25 protein-coding genes and 2 tRNA genes are annotated in these 25,302 nt (G+C 36.4%); 20 read left to right on the top strand and 7 right to left on the bottom strand.

Annotated elements, in window-relative coordinates:
* Position 1: 1 nt before the first annotated feature.
* A complete protein-coding gene (locus tag ACTNEP_RS06385; protein ID WP_441160919.1) occupies positions 2-130 on the bottom strand; it encodes a hypothetical protein in 129 nt (42 codons plus the stop codon).
* 252 nt (positions 131-382) lie between these two features.
* Positions 383-706: a hypothetical protein gene (locus tag ACTNEP_RS06380; protein ID WP_441160918.1), complete on the bottom strand. Its 324-nt coding sequence runs from the start codon at positions 704-706 to the stop codon at positions 383-385.
* Positions 707-842: 136 nt separating this feature from the next.
* Between ACTNEP_RS06380 and ACTNEP_RS06375 the strand changes: the two genes are divergently transcribed.
* The 11 genes from ACTNEP_RS06375 (at position 843) to pseI (ending at position 12,128) form a co-directional block, all read left to right on the top strand.
* A complete protein-coding gene (locus ACTNEP_RS06375) occupies positions 843-1,877 on the top strand; it encodes a hypothetical protein (protein ID WP_441160917.1) in 1,035 nt (344 codons plus the stop codon).
* 246 nt (positions 1,878-2,123) lie between these two features.
* Positions 2,124-3,089: an SDR family NAD(P)-dependent oxidoreductase gene (locus ACTNEP_RS06370; protein ID WP_441160916.1), complete on the top strand. Its 966-nt coding sequence runs from the start codon at positions 2,124-2,126 to the stop codon at positions 3,087-3,089.
* Positions 3,090-3,101: 12 nt separating this feature from the next.
* Positions 3,102-4,601 carry a CDP-glycerol glycerophosphotransferase family protein gene (locus ACTNEP_RS06365; RefSeq protein ID WP_441160915.1) on the top strand — a complete coding sequence of 500 codons (1,500 nt, stop codon included), beginning with the start codon at positions 3,102-3,104 and terminating at the stop codon, positions 4,599-4,601.
* Entirely contained in the window at positions 4,594-5,994 is a 1,401-nt protein-coding gene (locus ACTNEP_RS06360; protein WP_441160914.1) for a hypothetical protein, read from the top strand. The genes ACTNEP_RS06365 and ACTNEP_RS06360 overlap by 8 nt, the downstream gene beginning before the upstream one ends.
* Complete coding sequence (locus ACTNEP_RS06355) at positions 5,991-6,569, top strand: class I SAM-dependent methyltransferase (protein WP_441160913.1); 579 nt, start codon at positions 5,991-5,993, stop codon at positions 6,567-6,569. Before ACTNEP_RS06360 ends, ACTNEP_RS06355 begins: the two co-directional genes overlap by 4 nt.
* A 50-nt stretch (positions 6,570-6,619) precedes the next feature.
* Positions 6,620-7,564 (top strand): dTDP-glucose 4,6-dehydratase, encoded by a 945-nt coding sequence (locus ACTNEP_RS06350; protein WP_441160912.1) that lies wholly within the window; start codon positions 6,620-6,622, stop codon positions 7,562-7,564.
* A 14-nt stretch (positions 7,565-7,578) separates the two neighbouring features.
* The gene (gene pseC, locus ACTNEP_RS06345; RefSeq protein ID WP_441160911.1) at positions 7,579-8,781 is read left to right on the top strand and encodes a UDP-4-amino-4,6-dideoxy-N-acetyl-beta-L-altrosamine transaminase; all 1,203 of its coding nucleotides are present in this window, start codon (positions 7,579-7,581) and stop codon (positions 8,779-8,781) included.
* On the top strand, positions 8,778-9,506 hold the full coding sequence (locus ACTNEP_RS06340; RefSeq protein WP_441160910.1) for a cytidylyltransferase domain-containing protein: 729 nt from the start codon (positions 8,778-8,780) through the stop codon (positions 9,504-9,506). Before pseC ends, ACTNEP_RS06340 begins: the two co-directional genes overlap by 4 nt.
* 6 nt (positions 9,507-9,512) lie before the next feature.
* On the top strand, positions 9,513-10,577 hold the full coding sequence (gene pseG, locus ACTNEP_RS06335) for a UDP-2,4-diacetamido-2,4,6-trideoxy-beta-L-altropyranose hydrolase (RefSeq protein WP_441160909.1): 1,065 nt from the start codon (positions 9,513-9,515) through the stop codon (positions 10,575-10,577).
* Positions 10,570-11,079 carry a UDP-4-amino-4,6-dideoxy-N-acetyl-beta-L-altrosamine N-acetyltransferase gene (gene pseH / locus ACTNEP_RS06330; RefSeq protein ID WP_441160908.1) on the top strand — a complete coding sequence of 170 codons (510 nt, stop codon included), beginning with the start codon at positions 10,570-10,572 and terminating at the stop codon, positions 11,077-11,079. Before pseG ends, pseH begins: the two co-directional genes overlap by 8 nt.
* The gene (pseI, locus tag ACTNEP_RS06325; protein WP_441160907.1) at positions 11,079-12,128 is read left to right on the top strand and encodes a pseudaminic acid synthase; all 1,050 of its coding nucleotides are present in this window, start codon (positions 11,079-11,081) and stop codon (positions 12,126-12,128) included. Before pseH ends, pseI begins: the two co-directional genes overlap by 1 nt.
* A 126-nt stretch (positions 12,129-12,254) precedes the next feature.
* On the opposite strand, the gene ACTNEP_RS06320 is transcribed toward pseI, so the two are convergent.
* Positions 12,255-13,022, bottom strand: coding sequence for an alpha/beta fold hydrolase (locus ACTNEP_RS06320; RefSeq protein ID WP_441160906.1), 768 nt, complete (start codon positions 13,020-13,022; stop codon positions 12,255-12,257).
* Between the two features lie 346 nt (positions 13,023-13,368).
* On the opposite strand from ACTNEP_RS06320, the gene ACTNEP_RS06315 reads away from it, so the two are divergent.
* From ACTNEP_RS06315 to ACTNEP_RS06290, 6 genes are all read left to right on the top strand, one after another.
* Positions 13,369-13,830 (top strand): MarR family winged helix-turn-helix transcriptional regulator, encoded by a 462-nt coding sequence (locus ACTNEP_RS06315; protein WP_441160905.1) that lies wholly within the window; start codon positions 13,369-13,371, stop codon positions 13,828-13,830.
* A gap of 13 nt (positions 13,831-13,843) precedes the next feature.
* Positions 13,844-14,668, top strand: coding sequence for a glutamate racemase (gene racE, locus ACTNEP_RS06310; protein ID WP_441160904.1), 825 nt, complete (start codon positions 13,844-13,846; stop codon positions 14,666-14,668).
* Between the two features lie 184 nt (positions 14,669-14,852).
* Entirely contained in the window at positions 14,853-15,998 is a 1,146-nt protein-coding gene (locus ACTNEP_RS06305) for a GerMN domain-containing protein (RefSeq protein ID WP_441160903.1), read from the top strand.
* A 177-nt stretch (positions 15,999-16,175) separates the two neighbouring features.
* The gene (rph, locus tag ACTNEP_RS06300; RefSeq protein ID WP_441160901.1) at positions 16,176-16,919 is read left to right on the top strand and encodes a ribonuclease PH; all 744 of its coding nucleotides are present in this window, start codon (positions 16,176-16,178) and stop codon (positions 16,917-16,919) included.
* 15 nt (positions 16,920-16,934) lie between these two features.
* Positions 16,935-17,528, top strand: a complete 594-nt coding sequence (locus ACTNEP_RS06295) for an XTP/dITP diphosphatase (protein ID WP_441160900.1) — start codon at positions 16,935-16,937, stop codon at positions 17,526-17,528.
* A 21-nt stretch (positions 17,529-17,549) separates the two neighbouring features.
* Positions 17,550-18,074, top strand: coding sequence for a metallophosphoesterase family protein (locus ACTNEP_RS06290; RefSeq protein WP_441160899.1), 525 nt, complete (start codon positions 17,550-17,552; stop codon positions 18,072-18,074).
* Between the two features lie 168 nt (positions 18,075-18,242).
* Here the strand turns inward: ACTNEP_RS06290 and ppsA are convergent, their stop codons facing one another.
* The 4 genes from ppsA to ACTNEP_RS06270 form a co-directional block, all read right to left on the bottom strand.
* Positions 18,243-20,861 carry a phosphoenolpyruvate synthase gene (gene ppsA, locus ACTNEP_RS06285; protein WP_441160898.1) on the bottom strand — a complete coding sequence of 873 codons (2,619 nt, stop codon included), beginning with the start codon at positions 20,859-20,861 and terminating at the stop codon, positions 18,243-18,245.
* A 209-nt stretch (positions 20,862-21,070) separates the two neighbouring features.
* Positions 21,071-21,144, bottom strand: a tRNA-Arg gene (locus tag ACTNEP_RS06280).
* Position 21,145: 1 nt separating this feature from the next.
* Positions 21,146-21,219, bottom strand: a tRNA-Gly gene (locus tag ACTNEP_RS06275).
* Positions 21,220-21,502: 283 nt separating this feature from the next.
* The gene (locus ACTNEP_RS06270; protein WP_441160897.1) at positions 21,503-21,676 is read right to left on the bottom strand and encodes a hypothetical protein; all 174 of its coding nucleotides are present in this window, start codon (positions 21,674-21,676) and stop codon (positions 21,503-21,505) included.
* An 89-nt stretch (positions 21,677-21,765) separates the two neighbouring features.
* Here ACTNEP_RS06270 and ACTNEP_RS06265 point away from each other — a divergent pair, with 89 nt between their 5' ends.
* From ACTNEP_RS06265 to tig, 3 genes are all read left to right on the top strand, one after another.
* Positions 21,766-22,443 carry an HAD family hydrolase gene (locus tag ACTNEP_RS06265; protein WP_441160896.1) on the top strand — a complete coding sequence of 226 codons (678 nt, stop codon included), beginning with the start codon at positions 21,766-21,768 and terminating at the stop codon, positions 22,441-22,443.
* A gap of 134 nt (positions 22,444-22,577) precedes the next feature.
* Complete coding sequence (locus tag ACTNEP_RS06260; protein ID WP_441160895.1) at positions 22,578-23,564, top strand: hypothetical protein; 987 nt, start codon at positions 22,578-22,580, stop codon at positions 23,562-23,564.
* A 172-nt stretch (positions 23,565-23,736) separates the two neighbouring features.
* Entirely contained in the window at positions 23,737-25,023 is a 1,287-nt protein-coding gene (gene tig / locus ACTNEP_RS06255; RefSeq protein ID WP_441160894.1) for a trigger factor, read from the top strand.
* The last annotated feature ends 279 nt before the right edge of the window (positions 25,024-25,302 follow it).

Raw genomic sequence — 25,302 nt, 5'->3', positions numbered from 1 at the left:
ATTACTTCATACAGCAACCGCCTTTGCTTTTCTTTAAAGCAGTTTTCTTAACTTTAGAAGTGATAACAATAGGTTTATTGGAAGTTTTAAAGTGCTTGCCTGCTTTACTGGTAATTTGTTTAGCTTTCAAATGAAACAACTCCTTTATTTGCTTTTAATGATAGTATATTGTTGGTTGTTAAAAAGGTATGGACGAATGGAGTGTTTATCGAAAAACTAGGTATTTACCATTTTCATAGTTTTAAACGTCTGTAAGCCTTCTACTTCAAGCATCAAGAAACACAAAGGATAACATACGCTAACACCCTCGATAAGATTCGCTAATGATCAGTGAAGGTCCAAACCCTCCTGATCATAGTCTTACTTTATCAATACCAGTAATCTATTTTCTATTATGGGACTGAACCGAAGAATTATCACTAACGTGAATCGATCTGAGCATCTTTTGCAATTTACTGTATTCAGATTGCTTATAGTGTGTTTTTTTAGTCTTTATTGGTCCCTTTACCTGTGCTATATCTTGTTGTAATTGATGTACATCCTGTTTCAAATGATTTAATTCATTCCTCCATAGTTCTAGTTTATCGATTAATTTCGCTAATCGTAATTTCTCCACATCTCCTTTGACAGATTGCATCTCATTTTGCAATTCTGTAAGAACTTCACTTAAATTATCTATATCTAACTGATCATTATCTGTGTTCATTTTGTATCTCCTTTCGTGATAATTGCCTACCTTTTAATGTATGTGACATTCGATAATCCGTGAAATAACATTAACGTTTTGTCTATTGGCCTCATAGTCTATAGGGAGATGACGATAATGGAGGTGTATAGGGGAAATGTCAATCAACCACAAACAAAATGGGCGGGAATTACTTTGTATTAATACAGAAAAAGTGTATGACTGGGTGCTAAATGAGGCAACTTTTGACTTAAATATCGCTGGTTTAGAGTTACCGATTAATACAGTTACAGGTGCCCAATTAGAATGCGATGATATTGACTTAGATACTGTTACATGTGCTGTCACTCCATCTGCTGAAGAACCGTTTGTTATCTTAAATCGTGAAGATCAGCTATTTGCATTAGATGATGAAGAAGTCACATTGCAAATTGTCAATATTCGTAAGAATTTTGATGTCACTATATTTGCACAATTGATACCAGAGCTTGGTGGGAGTGTAATTGAAATTGGTACCGCAACCTTTTCTCGTTGTGAACAAGTGATACTTTGTGCACCAGAAGGAACTGCTATTAATCTATCATATACTGATTTGGATTGTTTTATATGTTCCGTAAGTTGTGATACAGGTACAACTACTGAAATTGATGAACTAGATGTAACATTAACGGTACGATTATGTCAAAGCATTCAATCGACATATGAGGTTACAATTGAGTTGGAAGCAGATTTTTGCCAGCCTCGTGATATATTACCAATTCCGCCTTGTCCTGCACCAACGATTCCAGTACAATGCCCGGTAGTTTTTCCTGCGATAGATCCTATCAGGAAAAAAAGTAAAAAGAAAAAATGTGTATCAAGCGCAAAGACACCTAGTGTAAAGATACCTAGTGCAAAGACACCTTTAGGAATAACAACATCCACAGAGCAACAAGTGGAAGAAGATGCAAACAATGTACAGCTGTCTAACGATATAACTAATGTAGAAGAAGTAAATGAACCAACTAATCAGGAGTCAGAACTATATGAACCAACTAATTCAGTCGAGTTACCAAATGAACCAACTAATTCAACTGATTCAGTTGATTTACCGAATGAACCAACTGAATCAACTGAACCAGTCGATATACCAGAGGAACCAACTAATCCAGTTGATGTACCAAATGAGCCAGAGGTCGAAGGAGAGGAATAATCCTCTCTTTTTTTATTCTTCATAAAGAGTTAAGGTAACGTCAGCTTCAGGCTTTGAGTAGTGTTCTTCTTAAGAAATTTATAGGCCTTGTAAATAGTATGGAGAAGCGACTGCTTTAAATGATTGGATGTGGAATGCAATTGGGTTACTTCGTATAGGCTGTGGTCGTTACAATTTCCTTACGATAACGATATATATATACAGAACTATTTTAAAAGCCTTATGAAAAAGGAAAGAGGGACAGCAGTGTTTTTTAAAGATAAAGTCATTCTAATTATTGGAGGTACCGGCACAATCGGAAAAAGTATCGTTACTGAACTTCTACATGAACAACCTAAAAAAATTATTATATTTAGTCGGGATGAATACAAACAAAGTGTAGTAAAAGAGCAATTTAACCATAATAATACACTTCAATTTGTCATTGGTGACGTCCGAGATCAAGATCGTGTAGAGGAAGTAATGAAACATGTTGATTATGTGTTCCAATTAGCAGCAATGAAAAGAGTTGATGCTTGTGAACAAAATCCTATTGAAGCCGTTCATACTAATATTATCGGGACTTACCAAGTAATGAAAGCTGCAATTGCAAATAATGTTAAAAAGGTAGTTTTTACAAGTACGGATAAGGCAATCTCCCCCACTAATGCATATGGTGCAACCAAGCTCATTGCAGAGCGGCTCATAACAGCATCAGGAGGAAACAACACTGTATTTGCGAGTGTCCGTTTTGGTAATGTAATGGGGTCAAGAGGATCGGTCATACCACTTTTTCAAGAGCAAATACGGACGCAGCAGAAAATAACGATAACTGATCCAAAGATGACGAGATTTATGATGACTGTATCACAAGCAACGAAATTGACGATTAAAGCGTTAAAAGAAGCAAAAGGTGGAGAAGTTTTTGTGTTGAAAATGCCTGTTATACGACTAGGAGATTTAGCTAATGTATTAATTAACGAAGCAACGCAACAAGTGACTACGGAATATATAGGTTTAAAAGCCGGTGAGAAAATGTATGAAGAATTAATGACTTATGAAGAATCGATCCATGCATGGGAGTTCGCCGATATGTTTGTGATTCCAACCGATACAGATATCGTTTATCCAAATGCTATAAAGGCAGAAAAAGGTACCTATAGTTCTGCAGATCAGAAAGTGCTTAGTAAGGAACATCTGTATCAGTTATTAAAAGAAGCAAATCTAATTTAAAAGGAGGGAATCATGGACACATTTCTAAAAAATTATTGGTCAATGTATCTCGATTTTCTTCACGATTTTGAAACTTTAACTTATAGAAATTTTGAGATTGTTTATTTTTGTCATTTGCCAAGTTATGTACTACCAAATACTGATTTAATGAATGAATTACACAAGGATAGTTTTTTACACCATTTCACACGGGTTGTTTCATCTTCAGAGGATATCCAAAACAAATTTTCATCATTTACAGCAAAACATACAAAAAATCATACTAAAACAACAGGTAAAATTGCTATTCATATTGATAAGTTACTTCGTTTTCCACAGCATAGTTTACAGCAATACTTTTCTCCCAGTAATACAGTACTGCTAACAAATGGTATCAAGCAAAAAAATAAACGAGGTTTAGTAAAAAAGAAAAATCGAGCAAGGCCGATTAATCAGACCGTCGCAGTTGTTAAACGAAAGAAAAGAAGTAAACTAACTAAAATTCAAAATATTCCCATTCAATATTTTGAAGATTTTAAAGTGAATATAGATACACAAATAAAACAAGTCCAACAACAAGCTAGAGAGTTGTTCATACAATATCAAGACCATTGGCTTTATAGTAGAGCTTCTTTTCAAAAATGGTTATTGCAAAATATTTCATCTGTCCTGACGTACATGGAAATCACAGAACAGTTACTAAAAAACATTGCTATATCTTGTTTTGTTATTTCGACAAGCCATAGTTATATTAGTCGAATCCTAGTGGTCATTGGTTCAAGTAAAGGAATTCCGTCTATTTGTATGCAACATGGTATTATTTCAAGTGAGCTAGGTTACATTCCAAAAATTGCCACAGTCGATGCGCTTTATGGTCAATTTGAGAAAGATTGGTATACCAGACTTGGAATAAAGGAAGAAGCTTTAGAAATTATCGGTCATCCTAGATTCGACCAAATAGATAGTCCACCTAGTGTTGATGGTGCGTCTTTCTATCAGTCCTTAGGTTTAATTAAAGGAAGAAAAACAATTATGATTGCTGTTCGGTCAAATGAAGACATTAACCAATGGCGGACCTTCATTCAAACTCTAAATAATAAGAAAAAGTTTAATATTTTAATAAAAAATTACCCAAGTAAACAACCTCATCCGCTAACTAAAGAATTCTCGAATGTATTTCCTACACGAAACTATCAGATTTATGATCTATTCCCACATGTAGATGCAGTAGTTGCTTATTCCTCTACAGTAGGTTTAGAGGCAATGCTGAGCAATAAGCCAGTTTTTATTCTTACTAAAGATTTTCCAGGAGCAACTGGCTATTATCGTGGAATAGGAGAACTTATGCAATATGACCCGCAGCAGTTAGCCGAAAAGATGGTCGCCTATTTTACACAATCTGATTATCAGCAATATGCCCATAAAAAGTGGAAACAATTTCTTCGTTATGCTTATCCAAGTAACCAAAAATCCATGGATCGTTTGCATGTACTCATCCATCGGATCGTAAGAGAAGGTTATAGAGATGGATAGGTACAGAAGTAATTATTGGTCATTATTTCTTGATTTTGTCGAGGATTTTAAAGAAATTGTTTACCGAGGTTACCCTTTATCTTACCTCGTTCATTTTCCTAGCCTTATCCGCCATCACGCCAATATTTGGAGTGAAATGTCAGAAAAAAAACTTCAAGATCAATTACATCATCATGTAACAGATCGAATACAAGTACAGAAGAGGTTCTCTGATTATTTAGCATCTTTAAATACATCATACAACAGAAAAAAAGGATATACAGCTATTTTAGAAGATTCTCTTATTCGTATTCCGTCAGAAACGTACGAAAAGTATATCGAGTTAAATAAAACGATCTTTATTAAAGCTAGTAAAAATCCACATGATCTAGATCAACACAATTGTTATTATTTGCAGGATTATCTTATCAAAAGCACGGAACCATCCAAAGCTAAAATGAAAAAGCAAATTCAAACGCTATTGAAGCAATTTCCAGCTCATCATCTTTATCAAGATTCTGCATTCCGATATATGCTAGTAAAGAAAGTTAATTTTGTCATTGATCATATTGAAATGATGCATCAATTGTTGAGCAAAACCGCAATCAGTTCCGTCATTATATCTAGTCCAAATCATTTTGGCAGAGTGATGGCATTTGTTGCGAGAAAGCATGGGGTCCCTACCATTTGTTTACAACATGGAATTATCGCGAATGAATTTGGGTATCTTCCGAAAGTGGCAACAGTTGATGCTGTATATGGTCAATTTGAGATAGATTGGTATATGCAAGCTGGCGTTTTAGAAGATGAAATCAAAATAATCGGTCATCCAAGGTTTGATCAACGTTACAAGAAATCATCTTTTACACAAGAGCAATTTAGAAAACACTTAAAGCTCGATAAACGAAAAAAAACCTTACTGCTAATTGTACGAGGAAATCGCCATCTAGAAAAGTGGAAAACCTTAATAGCGCAATTAGAAAAAGTATTAAATCTCCACATTATTTTGCGAGATTTTCCAGATGATGAACATCATCCACTACTTCTTCAGCATCAAACCATAACATCAACAGGAAAAATTCCATTATATGATGTTCTCCCACACGTAGATGCGGTTGTTTCCTATACATCAACAGTTGCCTTAGAAGCCATGCTTGTTGGGAAACCTGTATTTATATTGCATACAAAACTTCCAAGCTATACAGAATACTACAGTGAGTTAAAGTCGTTTGTCCAGAATGATCCGTTGAAATTAGCTGATGTAATCAATTTGTATTTCAAGTATCCAAGATGGCAAAAAGCAGCAGAACGTATTCGAAGGGAATTTCTTGCTTACGCATACCCGGATCAAAGCTCTTCTGGCCAACGATTACGAAATTTAATTGATGAATTATCGAAAGGAGCTATAAAGTGAAAAAAACATTAAAGGAGATTCACGAATACTGGAAAAATAACAGTTATCCTGAAAGGTATCAAATACAGCTGAAGCGAAGTATTTTTTTATTACAATATATGGAGAAATATATCCAAGCAGATCAGCGTATATTAGAAATTGGATGTAATGTTGGAAGGAACTTAAATCATTTATATGAAAATGGTTATAGAGAGTTAACAGGTATTGAAATTAGTCAGGAAGCTGTTGAAGAGCTTCATAAAGTGTATCCCACACTAGCAGAAAATGCAGATATCATTCATGCTCCTGCTGAATCTGTTTTAAAGCATATTGCAAATGATCATTTTGATTTTGTGTTTACAATGGCGGTGTTGGAGCATATTCATCCAGACAGTGAGTGGCTATTTGCTCATATTGCAAGGATAACAAAATCCTATTTAGTAACATTTGAAGCCGAAAAGGATGAACACTGGCGTATTTTTCCACGTAATTATCAGGAAATATTTGAGAACTTAGGATTTGAGCAAGTAGAAGAGACAACAGGCAAACAAGTGAAACTACCAAATTATACATTAAGAATCTTTAAGAAGAAATAGTGTGATAGATTTAATTTGGTGGGAATGAAGCAATAGAAAGGGTGGTATTGTTGAACATTCTCGTTACAGGTGGAGCAGGTTTTATCGGAAGATGGGTTGTAGCGAAATTATTAGAGGATAATCATAATGTGTGGGTGCTCGATGATTTATCAAATGGCAGAAAAGAAAATCTGATGGAGTTTGAACAACATCCACTTTTTCAAGGACTAATAAAAGGTGATATAAAAGATAAGCAGCTCTTACAGATGTTGTTTAAAAAGCAATTGGATATATGCTATCACTTAGGTGCTAGCATAAATGTACAGGACAGTATAGATTATCCAGAGACGACGTTTGCGAATGATGTCATCGGCACTTTCCATGTATTAGAAGAGTGCAGAAAGCACAGAGTGAAAATGGTTTTTATGAGTACTTGTATGGTTTATAGAGAGGCAAGTGATGACAATGGTATAAGCGAAACAAATCCGGTAAAACCAGCCTCACCTTACGCCGGCTCCAAATTAGCTGCAGAAAATATGGTGTTATCTTATTACTACGCCTATAATTTACCAGTAACGGTTATTCGTCCGTTTAACACGTATGGTCCTTATCAAAAAACAGGTGGAGAAGGAGGCGTTGTGGCAATCTTTATAAAAAATAAATTAACGGGAAAGCCATTATTAATTTATGGAGATGGAACCCAAACAAGAGATTTATTGTATGTTGAAGATTGCGCACGCTTTGTAGTGGAATCAGGGTATGCATCTGAAACAGATGGAGAAATAATTAATGCTGGTCTAGGAAGAGATGTCAGCATAAATGAATTGGCATTGATAATTACCAATGATCAACAACGTATTCAACATGTGCCACATATCCATCCTCAAAGTGAAATTTCGAGATTGCTATGTAACTTTGAAAAAGCGAAAAATTTATTAGGCTGGCAGCCGCAGTACAGTTTGGAAGAAGGAATTAAAAAAACAGAAAAATGGATTCAATCTACTAATCTTATTTAAAAGGAAGGATAGTTATGTCCGATCATACGTTAGCAATTGATGGCGGTAAACCTGTGAGAGAAAGTTATTTACCATATGGCAAGCAATGGTTGGATCAGGCTGATACAGAGGCAGTTTTTCAAATATTAACGGGTGATTTTCTAACAACTGGGCCAATGATCGAGCAATTTGAAACCAAAATTGCAAATTACGTAGGTGCAAAATATGCCGTCGCCTTTTCAAGCGGGACGGCAGCACTTCACGGGGCATGCTTTGCAGCAGGGATTCAGCAAAATGATGAGGTGATCACCACACCTCTCACTTTTGCTGCTACTGCTAATACCGTTCTATATCAAGGTGGCAATGTCATTTTTGCTGACATTTCACCTGATACCTATAACATTTCACCAAAGGAAGTCGAGGCAAAGGTGACAGATAGAACAAAAGCGATTATAACCGTAGATTTTACCGGGCAGCCAGTAGAATACGAAAAAATACAAAAGATCGCAATTAAATATTCTATACCATTTATTTCAGATGCAGCACATGCTCTTGGTGCAAGTTATCAAAAACGTAAAGTAGGAACTCTAGCAGATATGACGATGTTCAGCTTTCATCCGGTGAAGCATATCACAGCGGGTGAAGGAGGCGTGATAACAACAGATAATCCAATTTATTATCAAAAACTACGAGACTTCCGAAATCATGGTATTACGAGGGATACAAAACGATTAACTGTTTCAGATCAACCTTGGTACTATGAAATGCAGTCACTCGGATTTAATTACCGAATGACAGACTTGCAGGCTGCACTTGGATGGAGCCAGTCAGATAAGATTGATAGCTTTTTAGCAAAACGAAGAGCTATTGCGGCCAAATATAATGAAGCTTTTCGTGAGTTAGACCAGATTACATTACCTTATCAATTACCTGAGGCGAAATCTAGTTGGCATTTATATATCATCCGACTGCAATTGGATCAATTAACAACCGATAGAACAGAGATATTCCAGGCATTACAAAAGGAAAATATCGGTGTCAATGTTCACTATATACCTGTGTATTACCACCCCTATTATCAACAGTTAGGCTATGAAAAAGGCTTGTGTCCGCAAGCGGAAACTTTGTACCAGGAAATCATCACCTTACCACTTTTTCCAAAAATGACAGATGCAGATGTAGATGATGTCATTACAGCAGTTAAAAAAGTAATTTTATATTACAAGGTGTCATCATGAAGATTGTCGCGATCATACAGGCAAGAATGGGCTCGACACGATTACCAGGCAAGGTTTTACGGAAAGTACTTGAAAAACCACTGCTACAATATCAAATGGACCGAATTCGACATTCTTCTTATTTGGATGAAATCGTAGTTGCGACAACAAATGAGCGGAAAGATGATGCTATTGTTGATTTTTGCCAACAGGAGAAAATCCATTATGTCCGTGGATCTGAAAAAGATGTCTTAGGCCGTTATGTGAAAGCAGCTAAAGAGGCTCAAGCTGATGTGATTGTTCGCTTAACTGGAGATTGTCCGTTAATTGATGTTCAGACAATTGATCAAGTAATAGGAGAATTTGTTAGTAATCAGAATGCAGATTATGTCTCAAATGTGATGGAAAGAAGCTATCCAAGAGGCTATGATATCGAGGTATTTTCGAGACAAACATTAGAGCACCTAGACAGAATAGCAAGCCGTAATAGTGACCGTGAACATGTGACGACTTATATCAGAGACTATCCTCATCAATTTCATATTGTCAACGTCCGTCATCACACCAATTATAGTACCTACCGTTTAACTGTCGACACAATAGAAGATTTTCAACTTATTGAACAAATCATTCGATCCCTTGCACCGAAAAATCCTTACTTTACCTTGGACGATGTGATCAGGTTATTAGAAGAGCATCCGGACTGGGTAAATATGAATGCAAACATTGAACAAAAGGGATGGTGATGCTTCATGCGAGTAGGTTTTCGTGTAGATGCCTCCTACCAAATTGGCTCTGGTCATGTCATGCGTTGTTTGGTATTAGCTAATCAATTACAAAGAAAAGGCGCGTATATCGAGTTTTTTTGTCAAGATTCTCCAGGAAATTTACTAGATTATATTGAGGAGAAAGGATACTCCACCCGAACTTTATCCCATGCTAAAATGCTCAACCATTTACAGAAAAATTGGCAAAAGGATGCGGAGGAGACAACTGAATATCTTCATAAATGTCGTCGTTTTGATTACTTCGTTGTAGATCATTATGGATTAGATGAACGATGGGAGAGAACTATAAAGCCTTTAGTTGATAGCATGATGGTTATTGATGACCTAGCAAATCGCAACCATTACTGTGATAGTTTGCTGGATCAAAATCTGCTGCCAAATTTGGAGGGGCGTTATCAACAATTGGTTTCATCCGATACTGTTTTACTCTTGGGACCAAAATACCTTTTATTAAGAGACGAATTTGTGATAACAAAGGTGAAGGAGAAGAAGCCAAACATTGTCAAACGTATCCTTGTATCTTTTGGTGGAAGTGATCCAACTAATGAAACGTTAAAAACGTTAGAGGCAATTATACCAAATTTGAGTCCAAATTGGAGGGTTGATGTAGTTACAGGTACCTTCAATCCCTCTATTAAAGAACTTCAAAAATATGATAAGCGATTTGACAATATTCATGTATACACACAGACCAATCGCATAGCCGAACTAATGGCAGAAGCGGATATTGCGATCGGTGCAGGAGGCACGACAACTTGGGAAAGGTGTTATATGCAATTGCCAGCTATAACGATTGAGGTAGCAAGCAATCAATCCAAAATATTAGAATATCTACATGCCAAAGGTTTCGTGTATCATTTGGGCAAAAGCCAAAATGTACGACATGACGACATAAAAGAGGCATTAAGCCGATTAATAGAGACACCGCTAAAGCTGCTACAAATGAAAGAGAGGTTAGCTGCCTATAGATCCAGTGTTGTTCCTCAATCCGTCGCGCGTTTTATGTCGAAGGAGGGTGCTTGTGGTTGATTGTATCTTGAGAAAAATTGAGGAAGCAGACCTAAGCCAAATCTTATCATGGCGAAATAGTCATCATATCAAACAATACATGTATACTGATAAAGATATTACTTGGCAGGAACATGTAAATTGGTATAAGAAAGTGTCAACTGATTCAACTCATGAGGTGTTTATTTATATTCAAGCTGATAAACCGTTGGGTCTTGTACAATTTTATGATATCCAAAAACAGCATCAGCGGTGTTTTTGGGGTTTCTACATTGGAGAACAAAATGCTCCCAAGGGATCTGGGACAAAGATGGCTACTCTAGCATTAACCAATATTTTTGATCAGGGAATCCGAAAGATTTGCGCAGAAGTAATAGAAAATAACGAAGCTAGTCTCTATTTTCATCAAAAGTTGGGTTTTAAAGTAGAAGGTGCTTTTCGTCAGCACATCATAAAACAGGAAAACTATTATGATGTCTGGGCACTTGCTTTGTTTAAAGAAGACTGGAAGGGAAGGATCTAATGAAAACAGTGACAATCCAAAATCGCGAAATCAGTATAAGGCATCAACCATTTGTTATTGCGGAAATGTCAGGAAATCACAATCAATCATTAGAGCAAGCACTAAAAATAGTTGAAGCAGCGGCAAAAGCAGGGGCAGATGCACTTAAAATCCAAACATATACAGCGGATACCATGACATTACAAGTTGATAAGGAGGATTTTGTTATATCGGATCCTAATAGTCCTTGGGCAAACAAATCCTTATATCATCTATATCAGGAAGCTTATACACCTTGGGAATGGCACAAGCCTATATTCGATCGTTGTGAAGAGTTGGGTATGATCGCATTTAGTTCTCCATTTGATGAAACAGCCGTTGACTTTTTAGAAAGTTTAGATGTACCTTGCTACAAAATTGCTTCTTTTGAATGTACAGATATACCACTAATTCGAAAAGTTGCCCAAACAAAAAAACCGATGATTATTTCGACAGGTATGTGTACGGCAGCAGAAATTGAAGAAACAGTCACAACAGCGAAAGAAGCGGGTTGTACAGAAATCATCTTACTAAAATGCACGAGTACGTATCCAGCATCCCCTGAAAATAGTCACCTCAATACTATCCCGCATATGCAAGCTTTATTTCAATGTCCAATTGGCTTATCAGATCACACCTTAGGGTGCGGTGTTGCAATTGCCAGTGTAGCAATGGGCGCAACGGTAATTGAAAAGCATTTTACTCTTTCTCGCGAGGACGGGGGAGTTGATTCCCACTTTTCGCTAGAGCCGGAAGAATTTCAATTATTGGTTCAAGAGACGAAAAAAGCTTGGCAGGCAATGGGGCAAGTACATTATGGTCCAACGAAAGCTGAAAATCAATCCCAACGATATCGACGCTCTATTTATGTCACGGAAAATATCCAAAAAGGAGAAACCTTAACCCGAAACAATCTACGTGTCATTCGTCCAGGATTTGGTTTGTCACCGAAATATTATGAGGTATGTTTAGGTAAAAAAGCTAATCAGGATATTGAAAAGGGGACACCATTATCTTGGGATTTGCTATAGCATCTCTTTTATAAGGCTGTCGGTAGAAAAGAAGTAATTGGGAAGATTCTTTTCTGTTGAGACAGCCTTAAAAAGATTATTTTATACTAACATAGGAGAGAAAGTAATTGACTAGATGAAGAGGGATTATAGGAATTGTTTTCGTTTTGACCATTCATAAATGATGGCATTACATTCATGAAAATATTTGGTTGGTACTTGATGTTTAGAGCGATGAATATAGGCAACCTCTACATCTTTTAACTTTTGGCGAAAGATGTTTTGATAGGGATGTACATAATGGTCATTTGCGCCGTAGATAATTAAGAGAGGTACATGGATATGATGTAGTTGTTGCTCATTATCATAATCCAAGCCTAATTGATATTGTTGAGCTAGCATTTCTGCGTTTGTTTTGTTGACTTCTAGCTCTATTTCTCTTGCTGCTTTTTTATCGGAAAAATGATTGAACGCAAGTGCTCTCGCTAATAGTGGAATCCAGTGCTTCTTGGCAATCGAAATCCCAATTTTATATTCGGTTCGAAGAAAAAGACTTTTTGGTGCATGGTAGCCACCAATCAAAATGAGCGCTAACGTATATTCAGGGTAAGAAATAGCAAATTGTTGTGCAATAAGCCCACCATTCGAATAGCCACAAATAATTGCTTTGGAGATATTGTTCTCATCTAGAATTCTTTTGACGTCATCAACAAACTGTGAAAAGGTTGTTGTATTAGCATATTCACTACGACAATCTCCTCTGTTATCAAATGTAATAACAGTGAAGCTATGCTTGAGAAAACGTTGATAACGAAAAGTTAAATGACCCATTGCTGGCGGAGCAATGAAAATGATCGCTGTTCCGCTGCCAGCTTTTTGATAATAAATAGCAGGATTGTCTTTCGTGTAAGGCATCATACCAACTCCAGGTAAAAGTATAGGAGGGAATTCACATACGTTTCTTTCTCTTCAATTGGAGTTTTAGCAATTTTCGTTTTTTTATGCTTTTGATATTCAATTATAAAAAAACACTACTCAACAGTGAGAAACTTGAATGATTAACCAGCCATTGATTGATGGGCATCGTTATATTTGGTCTGTGTAACGCTTCTATTTTGTTCTGCTATATAATACTATTCGCTTTTAGGGTAGGGAAAGACGGTTTATTTCTGTTAACTATAGAAGATTCAGCATAACAATTTAATGAGAAAAAATGTTATAGTTAACATATGTATTTTAATGTGTGAAGGAGCGTTTAGAGTTGGCAAATGCGAAAGAAAAGGAACAAATTGCAGATATTGAAAAAGAATTAAGATATATTTCAGGTATTATTAAACAAAAAGGTCGGGAAATTTTACATAATTATCCGATCACCACCCCACAATTCATTGCCTTACAATATTTACTAGAGGATGGCGATTTAACATTAGGTGAATTATCTCGAAAAATTAATCTTGCGTTTAGTACGACTACCGATTTAGTCGATCGTATGGAAAAGAACGATATAGTAGAACGAGTGAAAGATACCAAAGATCGACGTGTTGTTCGTATTCATCTGTTAGAAAAAGGCAGAAAAATTATCCATGAAGTAATTGAAAAACGACAGAAATATTTAGGCGAAGTTTTAACGAATGTTAAAGAGAAGGATATGGAACAGTTATCAAGGCTATTACATCTCCTTCACCAAGAAATGAGACAACAAACAGAAAATGCAAAATTGTAAAGAGGCGATGATAGTGAAACAACCAATTGGAGTTATTGATTCAGGCGTTGGTGGACTTACGGTTGCAAGTGAATTAATCCGTCAGCTACCTAAAGAATCGATTATTTACTTGGGCGATACAAAAAGATGTCCATATGGCCCACGTCCAAAAGAAGAAGTGATTCAGTACACTTTGGAAATGGTCCATTTTTTATTAGAAAGAGATATTAAAATGTTAGTTATTGCATGTAACACTGCTACTGCATTTACGTTGGAACTGTTAAGAGAGGAATTGAAGATTCCCGTGGTTGGTGTGATTCAACCTGGTGCAAGGGCTGCTATCACCCATTCACGTACAGCAGGTATCGGTGTGATTGGAACGGAAGGAACAATTAGTAGTAGAGCATATGTGGATGCTTTAAAACAAATAAATTCAGATATTGAAGTTTATGATTTAGCATGTCCAAGATTCGTACCATTAGTTGAAAAAGGAATAGTCCAAGGCGAGGAAGCATATCAGGTAGTAAGAGAAACTTTACAACCTTTAAAACAGTTTTCTAATATGGATACGTTGATCTTGGGTTGTACCCATTACCCAATGATTAAAGATTTGATTCAAGAGGTAATAGGTACGACAGTGACAGTAATTTCTTCAGGAGAAGAAACGGCTAGGGAAGTTAGTACGATTTTAGAGTATCAACATAAACTATATCAAGGAGAACAGGTAGCACAACATTATTTCTATACAACAGGAGATGTTGCAGTATTTCAGCAAATTGCATCACGATGGTTAAATAATACGATTGAGGCAGTGAGTAAAATTGAATTAAATACTGTAAAAAGCTTAGGAAGAGTATAAAATACTTGTCTCATCAAGCTAATCAAACGAAGGCTTTCGCCAATTATTGGGGAAGCCTTCGTTTTAGCTTAAATTTCGCTTTTAAAAAAATTTCCCTAAACATCTTTTAGATTATTTTGATTGGTCTATTTTGATAATAAGCTCGTATACATAGTAGTACAAACCATCGTAGGAGGTATCGGTTATGAAAATCGATTTAGCCAAAAAATATGCAGGCATTGTATTGTTATGTTTACTTTTGTTAGTGGGTTGTGGTGTTTTTCAAGGAGAACAGACATTAGATCAAATAGATGCCCCACCTGAAGATGCAGAGCTAGCAGATGATCTGCAAAACATTCCTGAAGATTCAGATGACTTGGAAGGTATGCCAGATGAGGGTTCAGATGAAGAAGAGGGCACTGAGGATGAGGGGGAAACAGTTGAGGGTGAAGAAGCAGATGCTACATCCGAATCTGTCACAAGAACTTTATATCTATTAGATCAAAATGGTTTAGTAGTACCACATGAATTACAAATACCATCTCCTCAATCAAAGGAAGTAGCAAAGCAGGTGTTAGAATACTTAGTTCAGGATGGACCAGTAACATCTCTCTTACCAAGTGGTTTTCAAGCTGTATTACCTGCTGGAACCGAGATTATTGACTTGAATCTAGAAGCTGACGGAACTTTAGTAGTGAATGTTTCAGAAGAGTTCGAGTCTTATCAAGCTGAGAACGAACAGAAGATTTTAGAATCGATGACACATACATTAACACAATTTGAAAATGTTGACCGCGTCAAGCTATGGATTAATGGAGAAGAACAAGATGTTATGCCAGTAAACGGTACACCAATATCAGAGGGTTATTCTCGAGCAAATGGAATTAACATTCATCAAGCTGAAGGTATTGATTTAATGGAAAGTAAAGCTGCGACGCTTTACTTTCCAATGCAAGGTGATGAGATGGTCTACTTCGTTCCTATAACACAACATGTCCCAACGAATGAAGAGAATCCTCATCAAGCAGTTGTACAAGCTTTAATGGAGGGTCCTTCGTTTGATTTGCCATTGGAGCACTTTATTAACACAGGTTCGCAACTGGCGTCCGAGCCAGTCTTTGAGGATGGAGTTCTGTCATTAAACTTTAATGAAAATATATTATCAAACAGTGCGAAAAGTATGATCGCTGATGAGGTAATGCAATCGATCGTGCTGACGTTAACAGAACAGGAAGGCGTAGATGCGGTCCAGGTATCAGTTGAAAATCATGAAGAAGTGATTAGTGAAAGTGGACAACCATATACAGAGCCTGTATCAAGAGATATGGTTGCACCTACTGAAAGTATTTAGCTAATATGAAGTAGTAGCAACATGCTATCTAGAATGTTCGAAGTAGATAGATATTTTTTACACCCGTTTCATTCCTTTGAAACGGGTGTATATCTTTTCAGCAATTTTATTATGTATGAAAAACCCATCTACTGAGAAAATATGTTAAGATAGAACAGTATGTAAGGAGGAAATAGAATGCGTGAAACAGGGAGAGAAGTAGATCAACTCAGACCAATTGATATTAAAACTAATTTTACTAAACATGCCGAGGGATCTGTCCTTATTACGGTCGGTGACACGAAGGTTATATGTAATGCGAGTGTTGAGGACCGTGTGCCACCATTTATGCGAGGTTCTGGTAAAGGCTGGATTACTGCTGAATATGCGATGTTACCTCGCGCAACAGAGACAAGAAATATTCGTGAATCCTCAAAAGGTAAAGTGTCAGGAAGAACAATGGAAATTCAACGGTTAATCGGTCGCTCACTGCGAGCTGTTGTCGATTTAGATGCTATTGGCGAACGGACAATTTGGGTAGATTGTGATGTGATTCAGGCTGATGGCGGTACAAGAACTGCCTCGATAACAGGAGCCTTCGTTGCAGTCGTACTTGCATTAGGTAAATTATTAGAGGATGATAAAATAAAAACATTTCCAATAACAGATTACCTGGCCGCTATTTCCGTTGGTGTATTACCTGATGGTACAGAAATTTTGGATTTAGAGTACTCGGAAGATGCTCAAGCACATGTGGATATGAATGTAGTAATGACTGGTAATGGTGAGTTCGTTGAGCTACAAGGTACAGGTGAAGAAGCAACATTTACAAGCACACAATTAACCAAGATGCTCGCTCTAGCTGAAAAGGGTTTGAAAGAGATATTTACAATCCAAGGAGAAGCAATCAAACCATATACCGATAAAATAGAACAATTTTAGGAGATCTTTTTCGAAATGAAAAAAATTATCATTGCAACAAAAAATAAGGGGAAAATGAAAGACTTTAAAAGTTTATTTGAACCTTTAGGAATAGAAGTAATTTCTTTATTAGACTTGACGGAACCCATTGATAACATCCCGGAAACTGGTGTAACCTTTGAAGAAAATGCGGCAATAAAAGCCGAGGCTATTGCTGATAAGTACAAGATACCAGTGATTGCAGATGACTCAGGAATAGAGATTGATACACTAAATGGGGCTCCTGGCGTTTATTCAGCCAGATATGCAGGCGAGGATAAAGATGATAAAGCCAATTTAGAAAAAGTATTATTGGAAATGCGAGGTATTTCTGAACCTGAACGTTCAGGTCGCTTTGTATGTGTATTGGCACTTGCTCAACCAGGAAAACAAACGATTTTTACTCGTGGTGAATGTGAAGGAACAATTGGTGAGCAAGCAATTGGTAAGAATGGCTTTGGTTATGATCCGATCTTTTATCCAATAGGAAGCACCAAAACAATGGCAGAAATGACTCCAGAAGAAAAAAATCTAATTAGTCATCGCAGAAAAGCGTTAGACAAAATGAAGAAATGGGTAAAGCAGATGTAAAAGTTAAAAGGGGTGGAGGGCATGCCAAAAATCTTAATACTTAGTGATAGTCATGGTTGGACAAGCGAAGTATCTGAAATAAAAGCTAGACACCAGCGAGAAGTAGATGCGATGATCCACTGTGGTGATTCGGAACTTGAGGTGGATAGTCAAGCACTTTCAGGTTTTAGAGTAGTACAAGGTAATATGGATACAGATTTTCGTTTGCCGGAAGAAGTGGATTTCAAAGTAGGAAAATTGCATTTTTTCGTTACGCATGGGCACTTATATCAGATTAAATCAACATTGATGCCTGTTTCCTATCGTGCTGAGGAATTAGGAGCAAATGTTATTTGTTTTGGTCATTCGCACGTTGCCGGTGTCAAAAAAGTAAAGGATCAGTTATTTATTAATCCAGGAAGTATCCGCCAGCCTAGAAGTGCTCACCCAGGTTCTTATGCTATTTTGAATGCTGATGAACAATTGGAAAATATCGAAATTCGCTTCTACACAAAGGATAATCAAGAAATACCAAGTCTTTATTATCAGAGCTCATTAGCAAAATGAAGTAGAGCGGATATAACAACAAACAAAAAAGTTCTGGTCAAAAAATGATCAGAACTTTTTGATTGTAAAAATATAATAATCGAACAAGCTCTCGAGTATAAATCTTTGAAGAAGATTTGAAGAAGATACATTATTTTATAGTGTCGGAAATGATCGAATATTTATCTATTACAATAGTTCGATATATCCTTCAGTTCCATTCACCCTGATTCTTTGTCCATCCTTGATCTTCCTCGTAGCATTTTCCACTCCGACAACTGCTGGTAAACCATATTCGCGTGCAATAACGGAGCCATGGGTCATCAATCCACCAACTTCCGTGACGAGACCTTGGATGATTATAAACAATGGTGTCCAGCTAGGGTCAGTATAAGAGGTGACTAATATATCACCTTCTTCTAAATCAGCATCTTCTATGTTTAGCACGATACGAGCGCGCCCCTCTATTTTTCCAGAAGAAACTGGTAGACCAACAATGGCTTGAACTGGAATATTTTCTCGTTTGTATTCACCCACAATAATTTCGCCATCAGATGTGATAACGCGTGGGGGAGTTAGCTTTTGATATAATTTGTATTCGCTTTTTCTTTGGTTAATGACCTGGTAATCCAATTGATTTGTGGTTACAACTTCATGAAACTCTTCCAAAGTGAGATAGTAAATATCCTCTTTTTTATGAATAACGCCTGTTTGTACGAGTTGTTTGGCTACATTCAACAATGCCTGCTTATAAACGAAGTAGCGATTAATCATGACATATTTTGAAAATTCCCTAAACCCGCTGAAATTCCGGATTAAGTCTATCCTTCGTTTTGTTTCCTTTGCTTTTTGTTCACCGTCTGGCAATTGCTTCAATCGATCTAATATTTCTTTTTCTTTATTTAAAGCTTCCTTCTGACCTTGCTCAAATTTTTGCTTGCTAGCATTAGGTTCAAAGTTTTTGATATTATTTAAAATCATAGGGATCAGTGTAGTTGGTTTTTCACTCCAACGAGCTTTCGTAATATCGATTTCTCCGCTACAACGCATACCGTATTTACTGAGAAAAGCTGTTATTGCGTCTTTTGTTTGACGTCCACCATCTAACTCCATCAATATATCCAAAAAGTCATCATCTTCCACATGATGAAGATGATTAATTACTTCCGGATAAGGACGAATTACATCTGCGACATCTAACAGTGCCAATCCCATTTCTGAAGTAATATTGTTTGGGACAGATTGACAAAGCGTGTCTGCGACGTTTTTTTCACCGAGCCACTTGTTCAAGTTTTCATTGATCCATGTAGAGGCATCCATTGCAGCCGTAATCACACTCATACTTTGTGGATTAAATAATATCTCCTTTAGTTGCTGGATATCTTCCAGAATGAAATCAAACAAATCTGAACCTGATTTAGTCCGAATGTTTAGTTTTAACTCTTCAATCGATGCTTGACTACGCTTGATCAAAGTAGAAACGATTGTCGGGTTATTTTCGATTTTTTCTTGAGCCCCTGTTAACGACTTAACTTCATTGCTTTTACTTAGACTCTGTTCTTTATTATCATTAGGAGCAGGTTCTATAAAATCTCCTCGCTCGATTATGGCCATAAGTGCGTCTTTTATGAGCGGATCGGATCCACCTAGGTTATCTAATATCATTTTTCTGCTGATAGGTGAAGCTAGATTATTCGTAACATCAACAAACAATCTTCCGCCAGCTATTCGCATTGGTGCTGGAGTTGTTATTAGATAGAAAGACAGTCCCAGAGGTTTCATGGGATCGGTCATCATTTGTTGATGACCAACAGAAACAAATACGCGATTATTTTCGGTTTCATCTGCTGCAGGGATGGGATATAGAGTAGTGATTGGTCGACTTTGGACAATATAAAACGTATTATCAACTAGGCACCATTCAATATCTTGCGGGTAGTTAAAATACGCTTCAAGCTTTCTGCCGATCTTTTCAAGCTCAAAAACTTGCTCATCTGAGAGTGTGGATAGATTCTGCTGACTTAGTTTCATTTCCTTTGTCTCTGTTCCACCTTCTTGTTGTGCATACACAGCCAACTTTTTGGTGGAAATTGTTCGCTCTACAATACTGCCTTCCCGCACTTTATAATTGTCCGCAGACACTATGCCAGAAACAAGCGCTTCACCTAATCCAAAACTAGCATCGATGGAAAGTACCTTTCTGTTTGAAGTAACGGGATCAGCTGAAAATAGTATTCCGGATGCTTGAGGAAAAACCATTCGTTGAATAATGACAGACATATAAGCATTTCGATGATCTATTCCGTTTTCGATACGGTATATCACTGCACGGTCAGTAAATAGTGAGGCCCAGCACTTACTAATATGTTTTAAAATTGTATCTTTACCTTTGATGTTTAAATAGGTGTCCTGTTGACCGGCAAAGGAGGCTTTTGGTAAATCTTCCGTTGTTGCACTGGAACGAACTGCATAAGCGTGTTGATCGCCATACTTGGAGAGATAGTTAGTAACTGTCTTTACAACATCGGGAGGAATTTCTGCTTTTATAATGACTTGTCGGATCTTCCTGCTGATTTCGTTCATTTGATCTTGATCTTCTACTTCAAGCATTGCTAGGTGATGCAACAATGCTTGCAACGGTTTATTTTGTTCAATCATTCTTTGATAACTGACAGTTGTGACACAAAACCCTTCTGGTACATGTAATCCTTGAATTTTTGCTAATTCCCCTACATTCACCCCTTTTCCACCTACGAGCAAAAGCTGTGTTTTTCTAATTTCCCGAAAATCGAAAACCAACGAATCCATTCCACATCTCTCCTAACCATTAATGTATAATGATTTTACCAGCAGTAAATCGGAATAAATAGCCTGTTTTTACAATTTTTCATATGCTATAATTAAGGTAGGAAGAGTCCTAATCATTAATCGTTTATTCTCTCATAAAGCTTATCTAGAAATAAAACACCACAAACATTGAGTTTCAATGTTTGTGGTGTTTTTTGAAGACTTAAGTACGTCCCAGGAGAGATTCGAACTCCCGACCCACAGCTTAGAAGGCTGTTGCTCTATCCAGCTGAGCTACTGGGACATGGAGCGGGTGAAGGGAATCGAACCCTCGACATCAGCTTGGAAGGCTGAGGTTTTACCACTAAACTACACCCGCAAATTAGTAAAATATGTAATTATTAACTTTCTTATACAAGGCATGTTCCTGTATCTACTAGCATATTCCATGATGGAAATGCTTCAGAACAACTCGAAGTATATTCGGTGGATGTAACTGCTCGTGGCTGTGGTTTAACCACTAAACTACACCCGGATTTCTATGTATTTATTATGTATCTCGTTAACGGACAAGTACCATTATATAAACTTGGCAAGGGATTGTCAATAATAAATTTTAAATTATTTATTTAATAGTAAGAACGGATAACAGTAAACCTGAATCAATCCTTATTTGTCTTAGACCCAGAGATAATATCTTTTACTATTAAAATGATCGTAATAGTGACCATTAACACCATTAATATTAGTGTGAGATGATGGTCGAATGCTTGATAAATTCCTATCGAGAAACCAGTTAATAAAATAAATAAATAGGTTAGTTGCTGTAATTTCATCTTATAAATGGTGCTACACTAACACCAAATTCACCTCGTTTTCTTATTAATAGTATTGCTTTTTATTTGTTATAATGGAGTAAATGGCGGTGGGCTTTATTAAAGCAGTTGTTTTCGATTTAGATGGTACTTTATTGGATCGAGAGACATCTATAAATATTTTCATCGAAAAGCAATATAATAAATATTATAAATCTTTAAAGCATATAGATAAAGATCTTTATATAGCACGATTTATCGAACTGGATAACAAAGGGAAGGTCTGGAAGGATAAAGTATACCAACAGTTAAAAGAAGAGTTTCAATTAATCGATGTATCCTCGAAAGAACTGTTACATGATTATATCACCTATTTTCGATATAGTTGCATACCCTTTCCAAATCTTCATTCAATGTTAGAGAGCTTAAAAAACATGAATAGGAAGCTTGGCATGATAACGAACGGAAAGGGAGCGTTTCAACAAACTAAGATAATTGCTTTAAAAATTGAGAGTTTTTTCTCAACTATTTTAATTTCAGTTATAGAGGGAATAAGAAAGCCAAACCGAGAAATCTTTGAACGTGCAATGCAGCGATTGCAAGTTGAGCCTCATGAATGTGTATTTGTAGGTGATCACCCTCAAAATGACATTATCGCAGCTAGGAATGCAGGGATGCTGTCAATTTGGAAAAATACACTGGGCCTTACGTGTGAATGTGCAAATTTTACCATTGATGATCTAAACGAAATTCCAATTATTATAAGGAATCTTACAGCTTCTAAATGAGCTATTGCTATTAGGCATATCATTGGCAAACATACGGTCATCACGATAATCAATAATTAATCAATGATTGCTTGAGTAATATTAGAATAAACTTTATAATAGTATCTACTATCGTAAGAAAGGTAGGTGGAAAAATGGAAGAAGAGCGGGAAAATCTCATTATTTTTCCGAAATGGAAAGATAATTTGGAAGATAAAGCAAAAACAGCCATGCAAGAGAATCAATTTAGTGAAGCATATAATTATCTCCATCAATTAACAGAAAATGGTGTGCGGTCGCATGAAGTAATGACAGGGAAATTATTATGCATGATGGAACTGAATATGCTAGAGGAAGCGGAAGAATTATGTGAGGAATTAATTGCTAAGAAAGATAATGATTACGCTTCTTACGTACATATTTATGCGACATTGTTATTTCAGTCAAGTAAGTATAAGGATGTTATGTTTCTAATTGATGAGGCGTTAACCAACCGTCAAATACCTTCTCATATGGAAGAACAGTTACGACATATGTATCAATTAAGTAAAGAACTGCAGGAACAAGAAGATAAACAATCATACATAGAAGTGCAAAAGCAATTAGAGAAAGCAATAGAAGAGAAAAATGACCGGCAGCAATGGTATATGGTGAAGCGCTTACTTCAATTAGGTATACACCATGATAACCCTTTTTTTAGAGAAATGTTAAAAAATCCGGAAATTCATCCAGTCGTGAAGACAGCTTTATTGGAATATTATCAAAAAGTAAAACCTGATGAATCGGTACATATTGAAAAATTTCAATTAACTGACATAATACATATGAACGAATTGGACGATATTTTACCTGTTTCATTTATAACAGGCGTTACAAGCTATTTAGAAATGATTCAACAACAGGACCCAACAAAGTTTCAAATGATGCAATTTATTCTTGAACGTTTTGCCTATGTTTACACTCCATTTTTACCACAAAGGGAAAACTATGAACTCTTAGCTGAATCATTGTCTTACTATGTAAACAGAAGCTTTCAATACACAGATCATGAAGATCTCCATCACTCTTCTGTTATAAAAGAGCATTACGTGAAAATGATAGATGTTTCTGAGACACTTTACGGAACAATTCTAGATGTTTAAAGCCTTTGTTTGAAAATTGATTGCAAAAAAATTAATACATACGTTATTATTATTGAAAGCAAATGCAATTATGTTATAATAAGATGGTTGCAATTTGCGTTCGGTCTAGTATAGGATGGAATATCGATGAACGTCAAATATACAGATTTTTTTATGTTGGAGGGAATTTAGAATGACAGCAAAATGGGAAAAGCAAGAAGGTAATGTCGGTGTCTTAACGATAGAAGTTGATGCAGACAAATTCGATAGTGCTTTAGACCAAGCCTTTAAAAAGGTTGTAAAACAAGTACAAGTGCCTGGTTTCCGTAAAGGAAAAGTACCAAGAGGATTATTTGAAAAGCGTTTTGGTGTAGAATCATTATACCAGGATGCAGTAGATATTATTCTTCCAGGTGAATACACAAATGCAGTGGAAGAGACTGGTATCGAGCCAGTGGACCAGCCAGAAGTAGATATCGAGCAGATCGAGAAAGGAAAAAATCTTATTTTTACTGCCAAAGTTACAGTGAAGCCGGAAGTAAAACTTGGTGAATACAAAGGACTTGAAGTAGAAGAAGTAAGTACTGAAGTTACTGACGAAGATGTAGAAGAAGAAATCAAGAAGCAACAGGAACAACAAGCAGAACTTGTTGTAAAAGAAGAAGGCGAAATCGAAAACGGTGATACTGCTGTTATCGACTTTGAAGGTTTTGTAGACGGAGAAGCTTTCGAAGGTGGTCAGGCAGATAATCACTCATTAGAAATCGGCTCTGGATCTTTTATTCCTGGTTTCGAAGAACAATTAGTTGGTAAAAAAGCAGGAGAAGAAGTAGAGGTAGAAGTTACTTTCCCTGAAGAATACCATGCTGAGAATTTAGCTGGGAAAGAAGCTACTTTCAAAGTGAAAATCCATGAAGTTAAAGCAAAGGAACTTCCTGAATTAGATGATGAATTTGCTAAGGACGTGGACGAAGAAGTAGAAACTCTAGATGAATTAAAGGAAAAAACCAAGAAACGCCTTCAAGAACAAAAAGAAAACGAAGCTGACAGTGCAAAACGTGAAGAACTAATCCAACAAGCATCTGATAATGCTGAAGTAGATATTCCGGAAGTAATGGTACAATCTGAATTAGATCGTATGCTTCAGGAATTTGAGCAAAGATTACAAATGCAAGGTATGACGTTGGAAATGTACTTCCAATTCTCAGGTCAAGATGAAGATGCGTTAAAAGAGCAAATGAAAGAAGATGCAGGTAAACGCGTTAAAACAAACTTGACTCTAGAAGCAATTGCTGCTGCTGAGAATGTAGAAGTAACAGATGAAGATGTTGAAAAAGAATTAGAGTCTATGGCTTCTATGTATAATATGGAAGTAGAACAAATCAAACAGGCACTTGGTGGAAACACGGCAGCACTTCAGGAAGACTTAAAATTCAAAAAAGCAATTGATGTACTTGTAGATAATAGCAAATCAAAATAAAGTGTTGTGTGAAAGCAAGGTGCGAAAGTCCGTACCTTGTTTTCTATAACATCCAAGCCTATTCCTGCCAAATTATACTACCCCATTTTTTTTCATAAACATAAGATCAATGAAATAGAAGGATATACATTTGGAAAGACTAACATATACATAAAGAAAACTCTTCTCCAGAAAAACGCAAACTATTTGTAATCGAGATAAAAGACTGATACGCTTTTAAAACGTGCCAAAGTGTATTACTTTTTTATTTGGAAACAATTTGATATGATTGGCTAAAGA

It is taken from the genome of Gracilibacillus sp. HCP3S3_G5_2, from assembly GCF_052063305.1.
Taxonomy (GTDB): Bacteria; Bacillota; Bacilli; order Bacillales; family Amphibacillaceae; genus Gracilibacillus.
This window is presented reverse-complemented; position numbering and strand designations above follow the sequence as displayed.